The sequence below is a fragment of the Acinetobacter sp. WC-141 genome, from assembly GCF_000313935.1.
GTDB lineage: Bacteria > Pseudomonadota > Gammaproteobacteria > Pseudomonadales > Moraxellaceae > Acinetobacter.
Map to the genome: position 1 here is coordinate 75,071 of NZ_AMSS01000052.1, position 18,366 is coordinate 93,436.

The following is an 18,366-nucleotide window of genomic DNA, read 5'->3' on the forward strand; positions in this document are numbered from 1 at the left end:
GCAAAATAAATCCATTCATCACTGCGCTGTTGTGATGAATGGATATCTGGTTCAATGGTTATGAAACGTTTTCAATCACCATCGCAAGACCTTGACCTACACCAATACAGAGACTCACCACGGCATATTTCTTCTTACGGCGAATTAACTCGCGAGCTACTGTTAACGCAAGACGAGCACCAGAGGCACCAAGTGGATGACCAACGGCAATTGCACCACCGTTTGGGTTCACACGTAGGTCATTAAAATCAACATTTAAGCCTTTTAAACAAGATAAAACCTGTGAAGCAAAGGCTTCATTAATTTCAATAATATCCATGTCATCTAAAGTAAGCCCAGCACGAGCAACGGCTTTTTTAATGGCTTCAATCGGGCCTGCGCCCATAATGCGTGGTTCAATACCAGCCGCCGCAGCTGACAAGATTTTTGCCATTGGTTTTAGGCCATATTTTTGACCTGCTGCTTCTGAACCAATCAAGAGGGCTGCTGCACCATCATTAATACCTGAGGCATTACCGGCGGTGACCACGCCACCTTCAAATAGTGGTTTTAACTTTGTGAGTGCTTCAACAGTTGAACTTGGGCGAGGGTGTTCATCTTCTGAAACGAGTTTAGGTGGCAATTTTTTGCCTTGAAAAACCTCAATTGGGGTAATTTCATCGGCAAAGAAACCTTCTTCTTTGGCTTTCTGATATTTGGCTTGTGATTGAGCTGCAAATAAGTCTGCTTGCTCACGGCTAATACCAAAATCGGCTGCGACGTTATCACCTGTTTCAGGCATTGAATGGCCGCCGTACTGAGCAATAATTTTTTTATTTGGAAAACGAGAGCCAATCGTGGTGTCATAAATTTTTGCATCACGGCTATAAGCGCTTTCGGCTTTACCCATAACAAAGGGAGCACGTGACATACTTTCTACACCACCTGCGATATAAAGTTCACCTTCACCACAAGTAATAGCACGTGCTGAGTCAATTACTGCACCTAAACCACTAGCACATAGGCGGTTTACTGTCTGGCCCGGCACAGTGACGGGTAAACCCGCAAGTAACAGCGCGTTGCGTGCCACATTACGACTATCTTCACCTGCTTGATTGGTATCACCTAAGATCACATCTTCAATATCAGCACCCGGAACACCAGTTTTTTCTAGTAGTTTTTGAATGACAGTTGCTGCTAAATCATCAGGGCGAATTGAGGCAAGTTCACCTGCATGACGGCCAAATGGACTACGTAAACCATCATAGATATATGCATTTAACATTGAGAAATTCCTTTTCAAGACTCGTGAGTAAAAGTAAGAGGTAAATGAAGTGCGACACGGCGCTGTAACCAAGGGCTAGGGCGGTAACGTGGGTCATGCGTAAGCGCTGTTATACGGTTCAGAATGAGTAAGATTTTTTCGCTGCTGACTTGATCACCCCATTCAATTGGACCAAATGGATAACCTAAGCCCAGACGTACTGCGGCATTAATATCATCTACAGTGGCAACATTTTGCTGGGCAATATCACAGCCTAAATTAATCACCATTGCTAAAACGCGCTGTGCAACAAAGCCAATACTTTCATTAATCATGCTCACCAGATTTCCATCTAGATTAAAAATAGAGTGAGCGGCTTGTCGGTATTCAGGTTTGGTAATAAGTGAAGGCATTAAGGTTCGATGCTTTGCAATGCCATAAAGCATGTCTATAGCAACAGCTTGTTCTGGATTAACCCCAAGGCGAGTAGCCGCTTGAGTTGTATCTTCACCATAACAAGCGAGTAAACATAAGCTATCTGTTTGTGGTTCAGTATGAGTGTCTAAGGCAATATTTTGCTGAGTTAAATAATCTTCGAGCTGTTTTTTATCTTGAGGGAAATCTGCCGCAATCCAAACTTTTGGATATTGCGCTAAACGCTCTACAAACTTGGCAGGTTGTTCACCTGTTTTTGAACCGGTTTCATAGTTATAAAAACCTTGATTAACCTTACGTCCAAGTTGCTTGGCATCTAGCATTTGCTTGGTCAGTGGGTTTGGTTTGTAGCGGGCTTCTTCATAGTACTGGTGATAAATAGATTCCATAACTGGATGAGAAACATCAAGACCAGTTAAATCGAGTAATTCAAAAGGACCCATTCTAAAACCAACGCCGTCACGTAAAATTCGATCAATTTCACTAATGTCACAAACGTTTTCATTTAAAATTTTGAGCGCTTCGGTTCCATAAGCCCGACCCGCATGATTAATAATAAATCCAGGGGTGTCCTTCGCTACAACAGGGCGATGACCAAATGCGCGAGATAGATCATTTAGGGCATCAATAATAAGTGGGTCAGTTTTTAAACCACGAATCACCTCGACCACTTTCATGAGTGGAACTGGGTTAAAAAAGTGATAACCCACAACACGCTCAGGCTTTTTGCAGTTTGCAGCAATCGCTGTAATAGAAAGAGAAGAAGTGTTTGAGGCTAAAATGGTATTGTCCGAAACGACGTCTTCAAGCTGTTGCATCAAACTTTGTTTAACGTCCAAACGTTCAACAATTGCTTCTACAATCAGGTCACAATTTTTTAAATCTTCAATTTGATGAGCAACGATTAAATGGTTATTTGCCGCTGCTGCTTGCTCAAGTGTAATTTTATTTTTGTCGACTAACTTTTGAAATGTAGCAGCCAGTTTTTCTTTAGCCTGTTCTGCTGCACCTGCTTTGGCATCATATAAATAAGTGGTATGACCTGACTGTGCAGCAATTTGAGCAATACCACTGCCCATAACACCTACACCAATCACAGCCATGCTTTTAATATCATAAGTCATGTCGATCATCCTGATGATTAATCTATATTTGAAATTAAACGGAAAAATAGGGTTGGGTGATTTAGCTTAAGCATTGTTTATCACCATCAATGGGTAAGATTTGCCCTGAAATTGAGCGGCCACTATCTGATGCTAAAAATAGACATAAATCTGCAATATGCTTTGGATTGACAAAATATTTGAGCGACTGATTTTTCAGTGCGTTTTGAGTCACTTCTTCAAGTGAGGTATGCGCTACATCGGCACGGGCCTGTAATACGCGTTGAACCCGATCACCATCTACCGCACCCGGAAGAATAGCGTTAACCCGAATATTGTTGGCACCGAGTTCCATAGACAGCGTTTTGGTAAAACCGATCAGCCCCCATTTTGAGGTGGAATAGGCTAATCGGTATGGATAGCCTAAGCGTCCGGCAATAGACGACATATTAATAATCACGCCTGCCTGTGCTTGCTTTAAATAGGGAATGGCTAACTGGGTAATTAAAAAAGTGCTATTCAGGTTTAAATTAATCACCGTATTCCAGTCTTCAAAACTTAGCTCATCTGCGGCAATGGTCGGGCCTGAAATGCCTGTGTTATTGACTAAAATATCAATACCGCCAAGTTTCTGAGTTGCTTGGCTAAACATCAGCTTAATTTGCTCATGATTAGCCAAATCACATGTGTAGATATGCAGCTTTGGATAGTCTTTCTGAAACTGTTCTAAACTTTTAGCACTAATATCACAAACGAAAACTTCATCGTTATTGTTTAAAAATGCTTCGGCAATGCATCGTCCAATCCCTGAACCACCTGCACTAATCAATACTTTTCTGGTCATGTTCATTCCTTTGTTATTATCTTTTTAAATTATTTACCTTGATAAGATGGTTTACGCTTCTCGATAAAAGCTTGAACACCTTCATTTTTATCTTCGGTAGAAAACAGTAACTGGAATGCTTTTCGTTCTAACGTTAAGCCTGCATTTAATGGAACGTCTTCGCTCATCAGCGCAACTTCTTTAATTTGTTGCAGGGCAATAGGAGGCATTTTTGCGAGGCTTTGCGCCATTTGGATGGCAGTTGGAATCGTCTGGTCGTCTTCTGTGACTTGTGAAACAAGACCAATGATATAAGCTTCTTCGGCTTTCACCATGGCACCTGTCATAATCATGCGCATGGCATGAAATTTACCAACCGCACGGAACAAACGTTGTGTGCCACCAGCACCCGGCATTAACCCGACTTTAATTTCTGGTTGACCAAAAGTCGCACCTTTACCCGCAATAATAATGTCAGCATGCATTGCCAATTCACATCCGCCACCCAATGCATAACCATTTACAGCAGCAATCACAGGTTTAGGACACTGGGCAATTGCGTTCCAATAACGTTCGGTATGACGCAATAGCATTTCTGTTGAAGTTGCGGTTGCCATTTCTTTTAAATCTGCACCTGCGGCAAAGACTTCTTCACCACCTGTGAGCACAACTGCATTGATGTCATCGTTAAAACTTAATTCGGTAAAAGCTTGTGCTAATTGTTTGCGAACTTCTGTATTGAGTGCATTTTTAGCTTCAGGTCTGTTTATTTTTACAATCGCTATTTTTTGAATAGAAAAGTCGATTTCTACGAAATTGTTCCCTGTTATTCCACTCATTTTTGAATTCCTTGTTTCGCATATCAAAACTATATTCCTTTTATGATGCTTATTTTGGAATTTATTTCAAGTCTTATTTGGTTGGATAGAGCTATTAAAAGCTTAATTGAATTATAAGTCTTTGATATTTCGTGGTGACTCATTTTTAAATTTCGTTTAACGAAATTAATTTTCAAAAAAGCTTGAAATTTATATTTTCGTTCTCGTACTATGAAACACATCCGCAGTAAACAAGATTTAAAACATGGTATCCAGACAAGCTGGAGATGGCGGGTGGGTACGATGGAAATACATAAAAAGGGAGATCACAGATGATCCGTGATGAAGGGATGTTGGAGCAATTACTTTCAACAATTCGAGATTTTGTAAAAAATGAATTGATCCCTCGTGAAAACGAAGTGGTAGAGAAAGATAAAATTCCGGATGACATTGTGCAGCAAATGCGTGAGCTAGGTTTGTTCGGCCTCACAATTCCCGAAGAATATGGTGGCCTAGGCATCACCATGGAAGAAGAAGTCAGAGTTGCATTTGAACTTGGGCAAACTTCACCAGCTTTTCGTTCTTTAATTGGTACTAATAATGGTATTGGCTCAAGTGCAATTTTGATTGATGGCACAGAAGAGCAAAAGCAAAAATATTTACCGCGTTATGCAAGTGGCGAAATTATTGGTTCATTTTGTTTAACTGAGCCTGAATCTGGTTCTGATGCTGCATCTTTAAAAACCAGTGCAGTAAAAGATGGCGATTTTTATGTATTAAACGGCACCAAACGTTTTATTACCAATGCACCTCATGCTGCAACTTTCACTGTAATGGCTCGAACGAATCCTGAAATTAAAGGGTCTGGTGGCATTTCAGCTTTTTTAGTTGAAGCGAATACACCGGGCGTTACATTGGGAAAAATTGACCAAAAAATGGGGCAAAAGGGTTCACATACGTGCGACGTGATTTTTGATAACTGCCGTGTGCCTGCCTCTGCACTCATTGGTGGTGTGGAAGGTGTGGGTTTTAAAACGGCGATGAAAGTGCTTGATAAAGGGCGTTTACACATTGGCGCATATAGCGTGGGTGTTGCTGAACGCATGTTAAATGACGCACTTCATTATGCAATTGAGCGCAAACAGTTTGGTCAGCCTATTGCTAATTTTCAGCTTATTCAAGCGATGCTCGCCGACTCAAAAGCCGAGATTTATGCAGCTAAATGTATGGTTTTAGATGCAGCCCGTCGCCGTGATAATGGTGAAAACATTAGTACAGAAGCATCGTGCGCCAAAATGTTTGCAACCGAAATGTGCGGACGCGTTGCTGATCGCTGTGTACAAATTCACGGTGGTGCAGGTTACATCAGTGAATATGCCATTGAGCGTTTTTATCGCGATGTCCGTTTGTTCCGTTTATATGAAGGAACCACGCAAGTTCAACAAATTATTATTGCCAAAAACATGATTAGGGAAGCTACTACCTAATAAAAAACAAATGCCATGAGGCATTGGATGCCTCATGTTCCTTCTGAGGATATGAACATGACAACAGAAACAGTTGCACAAAATACGGCTAGCAGTGAAGCTATCCAGACACCAAAAAAAATTTGGATTACCGCATTTATATTCGCTTTTTTAACATTGTTATGTGATGGGGCAGACTTAGGTTTTTTGGCATTGAGCCTGACCAGTCTTAAAACAGAATTTCATTTAACTGGCCTTCAAGCCGGAACATTAGGTAGCTTAACACTTTTAGGTTCAGCAATTGGTGGCCTGATTGGTGGTTGGGCTTGTGACCGTTTTGGACGGGTCCGCATTATTGTGTTCTTTATTGCTTATTCTTCAGTTTTAACCAGCGCACTGGGTTTTACTGATTCTTATATGCAATTTGCAGTTTTAAGAACTTTTGGAGCGATGGGTTTAGGTGCGCTCTATATTGCTTGTAATATTTTAATGTCAGAAATGGTGCCAACCAAACATCGCTCGACTGTTTTGGCGACTCTCATGACAGGTTATACCTTGGGTTCTTTGCTCGCCACCTTATTGGCAGGACATATTATTCCTGAACATGGCTGGCGTTTCTTATACTGGATTGCAATTACACCTGTGGTGTTGTCAATTTTGATGCACTTTTGTGTACCTGAACCTGAATCATGGAAAAAAGCGCGTCAATTAAAAGCGTTAGAAGTCGCTCAAAGTAGCCAGCCTAAAAAACGTCAAAACCCATATCTTGAAATTTTAAGAGATAAGAAACATGGCACCATGTTTGTGCTGTGGATTATCAGTACTGGTGCATTGCAGTTTGGTTATTACGGCGTAAGTAACTGGTTACCCGCTTATTTAGAGTCAGATCTTGGCATCAAGTTTAAAGAAATGGCCATGTATATGGTCGGTACTTTCCTGATTATGATGTTTGCCAAAGTGATTGCAGGGATTGTTGCAGATAAATTGGGGCGCCGTGCCGTATTTGCATTTGGAACCATTGGTACAGCACTGTTTATTCCGGTCATTGTCTATTTAAATACACCAACCAACATTTTATGGATGATGCTGTTCTTCGGTTTCCTTTACGGTATTCCATACGCAATTAATGCTACCTATATGACAGAAAGTTTCCCGACTTCAATTCGAGGTTCGGCAGTGGGTGGAGCCTATAACATTGGTAAAGTTCTTTCGATTTTCTCTCCATTAACAATTGGTTATCTATCTCAAAACGGTTCTATTGGCTTAGGGCTTTTGGTGATGGCTGCTGCGTACTTTATCTGTGGCGTGATTCCATTGTTATTTATTAAAGACCGACTATTTAACCCGCAAAAGGCAGAGTGACAGATCAATCTGTCACCTTAAATTAAGGATGAAAAGGGACAAGTGAGATGATAAATAAAATCACCAGTGACATTGAACCGATTTTAAAAGCGATTCCTGATGGAGCAACCATCATGACAGGCGGGTTTGGTGTGACGGGGCAACCTGCTGAATTAATTGAGGCCTTAATTGATTTAGGAAAAAAAGAACTCACCATTATAAATAATAATGCGGCTTCTGGTGATCGTGGTTTAACAAATCTGATTATTGCGGGTTGTGTTAAAAAAATGATTTGTTCATTTCCGAAATCTGCGGGATCAACTGTTTTTCAAGACTTATATCGAGCGGGAAAAATCGAGTTAGAACTGGTTCCACAAGGGAATTTGGCTTGTCGTATTCAGGCCGCAGGAGCAGGGTTAGGCGCTATTTTTACGCCGACTGGTTATGGCACCAAAGTTGCCGAGGGCAAAGAAACCCGAACCATTAATGGTAAAAACTATGTACTTGAATATCCACTTGAAGCTGACTTTGCATTGATTTATGCCGATAAAGCAGATCGTTGGGGCAATTTAACTTACCGTAAAGCAGCCCGTAATTTTGGGCCAATTATGGCAAAAGCCGCCAAGACCACGATTGTTCAAGTGAATGACACCGTAGAGCTAGGAACGCTTGACCCTGAGTGCATTATTACACCGGGAATTTTTGTTCAGCACGTTGTAAAAGTAGGAGATATCTAATGTCAGTTCAAAAGCGTTCTCGTGAAGATATTGCCAAACTCATTGCCAATGACATTCCTGAAGGTTCCTATGTTAATTTAGGGATTGGCTTACCGACCAACGTTGCTAAATTTTTGCCAAAAGACAAAGAAATCTTTTTACATTCGGAAAACGGTGTCTTGGCTTTTGGTCCTCCGCCGCAACCTGGCGAAGAAGACCAAGATTTAGTTAATGCCGGAAAAGAACTTGTCTCTTTGTTAGACGGTGGATGCTTTATGCATCATGGTGACTCGTTTGACATTATGCGTGGTGGCCATCTGGACATTTGTGTGATTGGTGCATTCCAAGTTGCTGTAAACGGTGATTTGGCAAATTGGCATACCGGCAAAGCAGACGATGTACCAGCAGTAGGCGGCGCCATGGATTTGGCGGTCGGTGCTAAAACCATTTATGTCTATATGGAACATGTCACGAAAAAAGGTGAGCCTAAAATTGTAAAGGAAATTACATATCCAATGACGGGTGAGCAGTGTGTAGATCGTATTTATACAGATTTATGCATTATTGAACTCAAAGACCAAAAAGCTTATGTCACGGAAATGGTCAAAGGCTTAAGTTTCGAAGAATTACAGGCAGTCACAGACTGTGAATTGATAGATGCACGTGTAGCCTAAATTACACATGGAAAAACGCTTCTTTAAGGATTAAAAGATGAAAAAATTAATTTTAGCTGCAGCTTGCGCTGCGGCTTCAGGGACTATTTTTGCAAATTCTTCAGATACCACAGAACAAAGAATTAATTTGCTAGAAACCGAGCTGCAAAAATTAAAAGCAGAACTTGCAGCTCAAAAACAAACTCAAAATAATTTACAAGTCAAACAGGTAAAGATTGAAGAGAACATTGAAAAAACTAAAGCGACTGTAACAGAGAAGCCTGTTGCTCCCTCATGGGTGACGTGGACCGATAATGTAAAGGTTTACGGTATTGCCCGTATTGATGCGGCGGTCGATTTTAAATCATCACCAGACTCGGGCGGTAGAACGACCAGCAGTTTGTACCGAACACCTTTTGAAAGTGAAAAACGTTCAAACCATGCACGTTCCGATGCCATGATTAATGCAAGCCGACTCGGTGTTTATTTTAATAGTCCAAATAAAGCAGTGACTGGAAATATTGAAGCCGATTTCTTTGATAGCTCTAACATGGGAACGGGAGATGGTAAATTCCGTATCCGTCATGCTTTTTTTACCTATAAAGACTGGACCTTTGGCCAAACATGGTCACTCATGTCTAACATGGAAACTCGTACCGAAGCTGTCGATTACACCCAATTTGTGGGAACCTCTTATACGCGGACTCCTCAAATTCGCTATGACTGGAAAATCGATGCCAATAATGATTTAAAAGTAGCTTTGGAATATACAGGTTCGAGAGTCTCGGCATTTCCAACTTTAACGGGTCGCTATACCTTTAAAAAAGGTCCTTTAACAGCACTTGCGCAAGGCTTTATTAATGAAAAGTCTACAGATGTCGCAACTGCCACGGTGAAGAAAGTAAGTTGGGGTGCAGGAGGCGGCTTAAAATATCAACTCACGCCACAACAATCGGTGCAGGCAAATTATCAATATATTGTCGGCGATCAAAAATTTATGCCGTACACCACCCAAAGTGGATTGGCAAATTCAGCAAGTTTAAATGCCGCGGGTGATTTCTCTTTAAACGAAGACAAAACAGATTTGCTTATGAATAAGTTGAATAGCATCAATATTGGTTATTCATATAAATTTAATGAGCAATGGCGTGCAAACTTATCGGCTTCAATGTTTGATTATGATGACGACACGGCTTATGCCAAACTCAACCCAGATGCCAATAAACGCTTAACGGACTACGCAGCTAACGTCTTTTATTCACCAATTGAGCAAATGGATATTGGTATGGAATATCATCAAGGCAAACGAGAAGTGTTTGATGGCAGAACCGCTGATGTATCACGTGTAAACTTTGTATCGATGTATAAATTCTAAAATGGGGCGTAATTAAAAATGGAAAAAATAGTTGGGCCCAATGCAGAAAATATACTGTCAAAAAGCTTTATTTTTATCATGGCAATGACATGTGGAATTTGTGCGGGTTCAAACTATTATAACCAGCCCTTAATCTATTCAATTGCTGAAGCATTAAAAGTCAATGCTGATCAAGTTGCTTTAACAATTGTGATTAGCCAACTGTCATATGCAGTTGGCCTTTTTATATTGGTTCCCCTAGGCGACTTTTTTGAAAAGCGCAGTTATATTTGCTTGCTCATGTGCTGTACGGGGCTTGCACAAGTAGGGCTATCCTTAAGTCAAACCTTGCCAGCTTTATATGGCTTTACCTTTTTAGCCACATTCTTTTCAATTGCGACTCAAGTTTTAGTTCCTTTCGCCGCAGGTTTAGCCAGCCCGAAAAAAAGCCCTCAAGTTGTAGGTACTCTCATGAGTGGTTTGTTTTTGGGAATATTATTGGCGCGCTCTATTGCAGGCTTACTTTCTACAGTTTGGTCTTGGCATGCGGTTTATTTAATTAGCGGAATTGTCATTTTAGTGTTTGCTTGGGTCATGTGGGTGAAGTTGCCAATTGCGCGTAAGTCTCACCAACTCAGTATTCTACAGATTTATGGTTCACTCTTTTCATTAGCTGTTCATCAGCCTCATTTACTACGCCGTGGTTTTGCAGGGGGAATTGGCTTTGGAATTTTAGCCCTCATTTTTACTACTATGACTTTTATTTTGGCGAATGAGCCTTATCACTTTAATGATTTCCAGATTGGCTTATTTGGAATTGTTGGCTTGGCAGGCGTATTTGCGACCCCATGGGCAGGTAAGAAAATTGCAGCAGGACTTGAAAATAAAATTGCGGTAATTTGCATGGGGCTATTAATAAGTGCATGGATACCACTATTTTTTGCGCAGCAGTCTTTGGTGGCCTACGCTGTAGGGGTTGTTATGGCTTATTTCGGTTTGTCAGCATTTCATGTTTTGAACCAAAATCTGGTCTACCGAATTTCTGCCGAGGCGCGTTCCCGTATTAATTCAATTTATATGACTCTATATTTTGGTGGAGCTGCCTTGGGTTCTTTTATTGCAGTGTATGCTTGGAAAGATTGGGGATGGGAGGCGTGTGCTGCTTTAGGTTTAGCGATGGCAATGTTAAGTTTCATGATTGATCGCTTAGATTTTTATGAAATGGGCAAGATTACAAAGCAAGAAAAAGCTCCATAAACAGGAGCTTTAAAATTTTATTATTTGCGAATAATCATTAAGGTTGCTGAGGCAAATGCATAGACTTTGCCGTTTTCATCTACGATTTTACCTTCGGTACTAATAATATTACGGCCCGCATTAATCAACTCGGCTGTCGCATAGTAAGATGTATCAACCTGCATGGGGCGGATCATTTTTACATTTAAATCAATAGTTCCATAGCCAACGCCATGTTCAAGTAAAGTGTGAGCTGCGCTGCCAGTTGCTGTATCTAAAGCTGTGGCACAAAAGCCGCCGTGTACACCGCCTTGTATATTTCTATGTTCTTTGCGAGGAGTAACTTTATAAGTTGCTTTACCTTCGGATACTTCAACGAGTTCCATCGGTATGGTGTGAGCCATAGGTGATGGAGAAACTTCACCATTTTTTAAAGCGGTTAAAAACTCAAGACCTGTGTATTTCGGGCTTTCCATAAATCGTCCTTGGATGATTAAGCAGTCTAATCAAGATACTATAAATTGATTTTTTACGGAATAAAATTTTGCAATACAAAATATAAATTTATTCTAGTTAAACGGAACTAATTACTTTCTATCTTATATTTGTATTTAAAAACATATCTTTATGTTTTATCTCTATAGCTAAATTACGATAATTTTATTAAATTGGTGAAAATATATTTTGTTATAAGAAATTTTTTGATATTTTGGTGAGATTGAAACAATAAAAGTCCATTTTAAGGAAAAATCATATCTGCCCATGACACAGGCAGTAAGGTGAAAGGAAAAAAAATATGCCTTTATACAAAGCTCCATTACGCGATATGCAATTTGTGCTGCATGAAATGCTTCAAACAGAACAGAACTATCAAGGTTTAAGCAAATATCAGGAAAGCGTAAATCGAGAATTAATTGATCAATACTTAGAGGCAGCAGCAGATTTTTGTGAAAATGAATTGGCGCCCATAAATCAAAATGGGGATCAGGAAGGGTGCCATTTAAATCAAGGCGTAGTCACAACCCCGAAAGGTTTTAAAGAAGCCTACCAAAAATATGCTGAGCTTGGATTTACCTCTTTAACCGCCGACACTGAATATGGTGGGCAAGGCTTGCCGACATTGCTGCGAATTGCTATTTCTGAAATGTTATGTGGTTCTAATTGGGCTTGGGCTATGTATCCGGGTTTATCTCATGGTGCAATGAGAACCATTGAACATCATGGTACTGAACAACAAAAACAGAAGTTTTTAACTAAACTCATTAGCGGTATCTGGACGGGAACGATGTGTTTAACTGAATCACATGCGGGTTCGGATCTTGGATTAATTAGAACTAAAGCAGAACCAAATCCGGACGGTAGTTACTCAATTACGGGTGAAAAGATTTTTATCTCGGCAGGTGAGCATGATCTTTCTGAAAATATTATTCATATTGTTTTAGCCCGTTTGCCTCAGGCACCCGCAGGGACTAAAGGGATTTCTTTATTTATTGTGCCTAAATTTAATGTAGATGATGAAGGTAATTTAGAAGACCGTAATAAAGTCGTGTGTAGCGCAATTGAACATAAAATGGGTATTCATGGTAATGCCACCTGTGTTCTTAATTTTGATGGCGCAAAAGGTTATTTGATTGGCCCGGAAAATCGCGGGCTCAATTGTATGTTTACCTTTATGAATACCGCACGCATTGGAACGGCAGTACAAGGGCTTGCTGCTTCTGAAATTTCATTTCAAGGCGCATTAAGTTATGCCAAAGAGCGACTCGCCATGCGATCGTTATCTGGTCCTAAATATCCTGACAAAAATGCCGATCCAATTATTGTCCATCCAGCTGTACGCTCGATGCTAATGACACAAAAAGCTTTTTCTGAAGGTGGTCGTGCACTGGCTTATTTTCTGGCTCAGCATGTTGATATTGTAGAAAGTTCAAATGATCAGGAACAGCAAAAACACTCTGATGAATTACTGGCTTTTTTAACGCCAATTGCCAAAGCTTTTTTAACAGAATCAGGCAATGAATCTGCAAAGCATGGCGTTCAAGTATTTGGCGGCCACGGCTTTATTGTTGAGCATGGCATGGAGCAAATTGTACGTGATGCGCGTATCTCAACATTGTATGAAGGAACAACCGAGATTCAGTCTCTAGATCTGCTTGCACGTAAAGTTCTCAAGTCGGAAGGCAAACTTTTAAAGAACATGACTGATTTAATTAATCAGTTTATTAGCCAGCACCAATCCAATGAAGTGCTGAAACCTTATCTAGAAAAATTAGCTGAGCTTAAGCAACAATGGTTGTCACTGACCAAATCGATTGCAGAGAAAGCGAAGCACAACCCTGAAGAAGTTGGCGCAGCTTCGGTAGATTATCTTTATTTTTCTAGTTACGTGGTGTTCGCTTATTTATGGGCGCGAATGGCACAAGTTGCCCATGAAAAATTAGAATCAGGTACACAAGAGCAAGCTTTTTATAAAGCGAAGTTAACAACAGCTAAGTTTTTCTATCAAAAACTTTTACATCGTACGCAAAGTCATGCTGCTTCTATTGAGTCTGGCGCAGAATCAGTGATGGAACTTGATCAAGATGCTTTTGCATTTTAGTGAATAGTCATTTTTAGAATCACTCGGTAAGATTTATATATTGAATTTTACCGAGTGATTAAATTTGTAATTTTAGACTCATCAGTTTTTGGTAGGAAAAACCAGTTGAGTCAAAGAAATAGAGGGTTAACATAAGCATTAAAACGTGAATTTTCATCAAATATTGATGTTGGACAAGGACTAAGGAAAGAAAATCATGAATGCTTATTATCAATTACTGAATAGAACAATTGGTCCTCAAGGTGAAGTTATTGCTCATTATTGCTCAACTGTTCATGCACAAGGAGCTTGGAATCCTCATGAACAGCACATGGCACCTGCAAGTGGTGTCATCGCAGCAGAGTTAGAGCAATTTTCACCACGACAAGATATGCGAATTGCTCGAATTAGTTTTGATATTTTTGGATTAATTGCATTTGGTGAGTTTACGATTAAGACGCATGTGATTCGTGCGGGTAAAACCATTGAACTGATTGAAGCTGAAATGCAAGCACAAGGTAAAACCTGCATTGTGGCTAGAGCATGGCGCATGTGTATTCAAGATAGTTCCGATATTGCTGGGCTTGAAGATCAGCCCATTCATCATCACGATACCTTTACAGAATGGACGGGTATGAAAAGATGGCCGGGTGGTTTTATTCAAACGCTAGTGACTAAAACTGATGATCAGCACCGTGCGGGCAAAGGTATTGTTTGGCTCAATAATGATAAAGAAATCGTGGAAGGGCTGCCGACGACAGATTTTGCACATTTGATTGGCATGATAGATACCGCAAACGGAATTGTACCCAGACAAGAAGGTGAATTTACGTGGGGCTTTCCAAATCTTGATTTGCAAATCCACATGCACCGTTATCCAAAAGGTCAATGGCTAGGTTTGGAAACTGTTCAGCAATATGGCTCAGATGGTATTGGTTTAACCAGTGCAGTTTTACATGATGTGTATGGTCCATTTGGTCGAAGTGAACAGATTTTAACGTTACGTAAAATGACTAAATAAATTTTTGAGCCAATAAAAAAGTCATCTCTAAGGATGACTTTTTTATTTTGAGATTTAATTTTTAGTTACGGACTTTGAGCAATGTTGGTGTAAGTTCATCCCAACGTTGTTTTGCAGCATCCATTGCTTTCATTTTAATATGACCATAACCACGAACTTCTGCTGGTAATTTTGCAATTTGCTCAGCGACTGCCAGGTTATGATTGTCTGGTGCTTCAACGAGTGCTTCAACAAATGCGATGTAACGGTCACGCCACGCTTGTTCATGTTGACGTTCTTCTTGACGCGCAAATGGGTCAAGGAAAGTTTCACGAAGCCATTGTAAGCGCGCAAGCATCATCATTGGGAAGCGCATCCAGTAACCAAACGCACGTTTACGAACATTTTTCAGACCACCGAGTAACGCTGGTGGAGCAAGGTGATACGTTAAACGTAAGCCTTTACCGAATTGGGTTTCAATCGATTCTTTGAAGCTCTTACCTGTTAACAGACGTGCAACTTCATATTCATCTTTATAAGCCATAACTCTATAAAGCTGAGTCGCAATCGTACCCGTTAACTCTTCTGGTAGTTTTTTAGCGGCCAATTCTACAAGCGTACGGTATTTAGCTGCATAAGCTTCATTCCAGTAGTCTGTTAAACGAGCAGAACGATCTTCAACAAGTTCAGCCAAAGTTTGCGGAGTTTTAGTTTTTGGCATTGCCGCAACTAAGCGTGCAGCTAAAGTTGGGTCACTTGCAAGATGACAACCCACACGGAAAGCTTCGAGGTTCTTTTCAACAGCAGTACCATTTAAGCGAATTGCTTTTTCAATGCTTTCACGCAGTAATGGAATACGTCCAGATTGCCATGCCATACCGAGTAATAACTGGTTGGTATAGATTGAATCACCTAAGAGCTGAGTTGCAATTCGAGCCGCTGGCAGAGAAACCAGTTGACCTTGACGAACACGACCACGAAGACGATCAATTAAATCGCTAATAGGCGCATACCAGTCACGAGATTTAATAAACTCAGAAGTAGGAGTGCTGTCTTCATTCACAATAACCAAAGCATCATCTTTTAAGCGAGATAAAGCAGCGCTACCACCAGCGACGACGGCATCGGCACCAATCAATAATTCACATTGACCTGCTGGAATTTTAGTAGAAGAAATTTGCTCATCACTTGCTGCAAGTTGAACGTATGAATAAACCGTACCACCTTTTTGAGCAAGACCTGCCATGTCCATAACACGAGTTGCTTTGCCTTCTAGGTGAGCTGCCATACCAAGGAGTGCACCAATAGTCACAACACCCGTACCACCAATACCGCCGACCATAATACGACTTGGCACGTCATATAACTGAGGAATGATTGGGGATGTTGGCCAGCCTGCGCCAATGCCTTCAAATTTAGCTGGACGTTTCATATCACGTGTATGAACAGTCACAAAACTTGGGCAGAAACCTTCAGCACAAGTGAAGTCTTTATTACAGCTACTTTGGTTAATTTGACGTTTAGTACCTAAGGCAGTCTCTACTGGTTCGATAGATAAACAGTTTGATTTTTTCGAACAGTCGCCACAGCCTTCACAAATATCACTGTTAATGTATAAACGCTCAGCTGGGTCAGGGTAGACATCGCGTTTACGGCGACGGCGTTTTTCACTGGCACAGGTTTGTACATAAATTAAAGCGGTTACACCTGTAACTTCACGGAGCTCGCGTTGAACTGTATCGAGTTCATTACGGTGGCGAATTTCTACACCCGGTGCAATGCCATCTTCTTCGTTTAATAATTTAACTTCATCCGTCACGATGACTTGTTTTTTAATCCCTTCAGCAGCAAGCTGACGAGTTAACTGTGCAACGCTTAAATGTCCATCTACATGCTGACCGCCTGTCATAGCGACTGCATCGTTGTAGAGGATTTTGTAGGTGATATTAGTTTTTGCAGCGATAGATTGGCGAATTGCTAAGTAACCAGAGTGGAAGTAAGTTCCGTCACCAAGGTTGGCAAAAATATGTTTTTCATTGGTAAATGGTGATGCACCCACCCAACTTACACCTTCACCGCCCATTTGAGAGAACGTTTCAGTACCGCGGTCAAGTGAAACGGCAATATAGTGACAACCGATACCGCCTAATGCACGGCTACCTTCAGGAACTACGGTTGAAGAGTTATGAGGGCAACCACTACAGAAATAAGGTTTACGTTCTGCAAGATCAATAACACGTTTTGATTCTTGCTCTGCTTTTAGCAGTAAATCGATTCTGCTTTGAATTTGTGTTTTTAAGCTTTCTGGAATATCGAGTTTTAAGAAGCGAGCAGCCAGCATTTTTGCAATAGGTTCAGGCTGATACTCATAGTGACCAATGAGCGGTGCTTCTTCAATAGAAGTACTCCATTCGCCTTTGCCGTCAGTTGCTTTACCAATCACACGAGGACGTTTGTCATCAGGCAGTGAGTACAGCTCATCTTTAATTTGTGTTTCAATAATTGGACGTTTTTCTTCAATAACAATCAGCTCTTGTAAACCTTCGGCAAATTCACGAACACCTTGAGGTTCTAAAGGCCAAATCAATCCAACTTGATAAACACGTAGCCCAAGCTGTTGGGCAGTTTCATCTTCAATACCTAAAATGCGTAAGGCTTCAATCGTATCTAAATAACCTTTACCACTTGCGGCAATACCGACACGGGCATTTTCACAAGGCCATGTAACGGTGTTGATTTTGTTGGCACGGGCATAGGCCAAAACAGCAGGTAAGCGATATTTATAAAGACGTTCTTCTTGTTGGATACCGTGGTCTGGCCAACGAATATTAACGCCGTCGGCAGGGAAATTAATATCTTCAGGTATAACCGGAGTAACACGGTCTAGGTCGACATGAACAGAAGCAGAGGTTTCTACAATTTCACTGACGAGCTTCATTGAAGACCAAAGGCCAGAAAAACGTGAAACTGCAATGGCGTGAACACCAAAGTCTAAAATTTGTTGAACGGATGTTGGGTAGAAAATTGGAATGCCACAACCAATCATGACATGTTCAGACTGGTGAGGAATTGTAGAAGATTTACATGAGTGGTCATCACCAAATAAAGCAACGACACCACCACGTTCAGAGGTACCAGCTAAGTTAGCATGGCGGAGTACATCGCCTGAACGGTCAACACCCGGGCCTTTACCATACCACCATGAAGACACTCCATCATATTTGCCTTGGCCTGAAAGGTTAACTTGTTGGGTACCCCAAATTGCGGTAGCAGCCAAGTCTTCGTTTACACCAGGTTGAAATACAACATTATGGGATTTAAGTAATCCTTGAACTTGCCAAAGGAAACTATCATAGTTACCAACAGGAGAACCGCGATAACCAGAAATAAAACCAGCAGTATGATAACCATTCATCGCGTCACGGCGAGTTTGGGCAAGAGGCAACCGAACAAGTGCCTGAATGCCGGTCATATATGCTGTACCGTTATCACTTACATATTTATCTTCAAGTGACACATCCTTTGTTGCAATAATATTTGGAGTGACTTTTGTAGCTATATTCATTTATATCTCCTTAGAATTTTTAGTAGCTCGGACTA

General features: G+C 40.8%; 14 protein-coding genes. 8 read left to right on the forward strand and 6 right to left on the reverse strand.

Annotated features, from left to right (window positions below):
* Positions 1-58: 58 nt before the first annotated feature.
* The 4 genes from ACINWC141_RS10960 to ACINWC141_RS10975 all read right to left on the reverse strand — a co-directional run bounded on the left by ACINWC141_RS10960 (position 59) and on the right by ACINWC141_RS10975 (position 4,443).
* Complete coding sequence (locus ACINWC141_RS10960) at positions 59-1,264, reverse strand: 3-oxoadipyl-CoA thiolase (protein WP_009390969.1); 1,206 nt, start codon at positions 1,262-1,264, stop codon at positions 59-61.
* Positions 1,265-1,278: 14 nt separating this feature from the next.
* Entirely contained in the window at positions 1,279-2,802 is a 1,524-nt protein-coding gene (locus ACINWC141_RS10965) for a 3-hydroxyacyl-CoA dehydrogenase (protein WP_009391120.1), read from the reverse strand.
* Positions 2,803-2,863: 61 nt separating this feature from the next.
* A complete protein-coding gene (locus ACINWC141_RS10970) occupies positions 2,864-3,625 on the reverse strand; it encodes an SDR family oxidoreductase (protein WP_009391122.1) in 762 nt (253 codons plus the stop codon).
* Positions 3,626-3,654: 29 nt separating this feature from the next.
* A complete protein-coding gene (locus tag ACINWC141_RS10975; protein ID WP_009391125.1) occupies positions 3,655-4,443 on the reverse strand; it encodes an enoyl-CoA hydratase in 789 nt (262 codons plus the stop codon).
* A 311-nt stretch (positions 4,444-4,754) separates the two neighbouring features.
* Here ACINWC141_RS10975 and ACINWC141_RS10980 point away from each other — a divergent pair, with 311 nt between their 5' ends.
* The 6 genes from ACINWC141_RS10980 to ACINWC141_RS11005 are packed head-to-tail and all read left to right on the forward strand — an operon-like array spanning position 4,755 to position 11,209.
* Positions 4,755-5,909, forward strand: a complete 1,155-nt coding sequence (locus ACINWC141_RS10980; protein ID WP_009391114.1) for an acyl-CoA dehydrogenase family protein — start codon at positions 4,755-4,757, stop codon at positions 5,907-5,909.
* Between the two features lie 57 nt (positions 5,910-5,966).
* On the forward strand, positions 5,967-7,250 hold the full coding sequence (locus ACINWC141_RS10985; protein ID WP_204389116.1) for an MFS transporter: 1,284 nt from the start codon (positions 5,967-5,969) through the stop codon (positions 7,248-7,250).
* A 47-nt stretch (positions 7,251-7,297) separates the two neighbouring features.
* A complete protein-coding gene (locus ACINWC141_RS10990) occupies positions 7,298-7,966 on the forward strand; it encodes a 3-oxoacid CoA-transferase subunit A (protein WP_009391065.1) in 669 nt (222 codons plus the stop codon).
* A complete protein-coding gene (locus tag ACINWC141_RS10995; protein ID WP_009391049.1) occupies positions 7,966-8,619 on the forward strand; it encodes a 3-oxoacid CoA-transferase subunit B in 654 nt (217 codons plus the stop codon). Before ACINWC141_RS10990 ends, ACINWC141_RS10995 begins: the two co-directional genes overlap by 1 nt.
* 37 nt (positions 8,620-8,656) lie before the next feature.
* Positions 8,657-9,973: an outer membrane trimeric porin-like protein DcaP gene (gene dcaP, locus ACINWC141_RS11000; RefSeq protein WP_009391113.1), complete on the forward strand. Its 1,317-nt coding sequence runs from the start codon at positions 8,657-8,659 to the stop codon at positions 9,971-9,973.
* Positions 9,974-9,991: 18 nt separating this feature from the next.
* Positions 9,992-11,209, forward strand: a complete 1,218-nt coding sequence (locus tag ACINWC141_RS11005; RefSeq protein WP_009391037.1) for an MFS transporter — start codon at positions 9,992-9,994, stop codon at positions 11,207-11,209.
* Between the two features lie 20 nt (positions 11,210-11,229).
* Here ACINWC141_RS11005 and ACINWC141_RS11010 read toward each other — a convergent pair whose 3' ends face one another.
* Entirely contained in the window at positions 11,230-11,679 is a 450-nt protein-coding gene (locus ACINWC141_RS11010) for a PaaI family thioesterase (RefSeq protein ID WP_079284144.1), read from the reverse strand.
* A 305-nt stretch (positions 11,680-11,984) separates the two neighbouring features.
* Here ACINWC141_RS11010 and ACINWC141_RS11015 point away from each other — a divergent pair, with 305 nt between their 5' ends.
* Both ACINWC141_RS11015 and ACINWC141_RS11020 read left to right on the forward strand, forming a co-directional pair.
* Positions 11,985-13,787 (forward strand): acyl-CoA dehydrogenase C-terminal domain-containing protein, encoded by a 1,803-nt coding sequence (locus ACINWC141_RS11015; protein ID WP_009391067.1) that lies wholly within the window; start codon positions 11,985-11,987, stop codon positions 13,785-13,787.
* A gap of 196 nt (positions 13,788-13,983) precedes the next feature.
* Positions 13,984-14,787, forward strand: coding sequence for a thioesterase family protein (locus ACINWC141_RS11020; RefSeq protein ID WP_009390949.1), 804 nt, complete (start codon positions 13,984-13,986; stop codon positions 14,785-14,787).
* Between the two features lie 61 nt (positions 14,788-14,848).
* On the opposite strand, the gene ACINWC141_RS11025 is transcribed toward ACINWC141_RS11020, so the two are convergent.
* Entirely contained in the window at positions 14,849-18,331 is a 3,483-nt protein-coding gene (locus ACINWC141_RS11025; RefSeq protein ID WP_009390990.1) for an indolepyruvate ferredoxin oxidoreductase family protein, read from the reverse strand.
* Positions 18,332-18,366 lie beyond the last annotated feature (35 nt).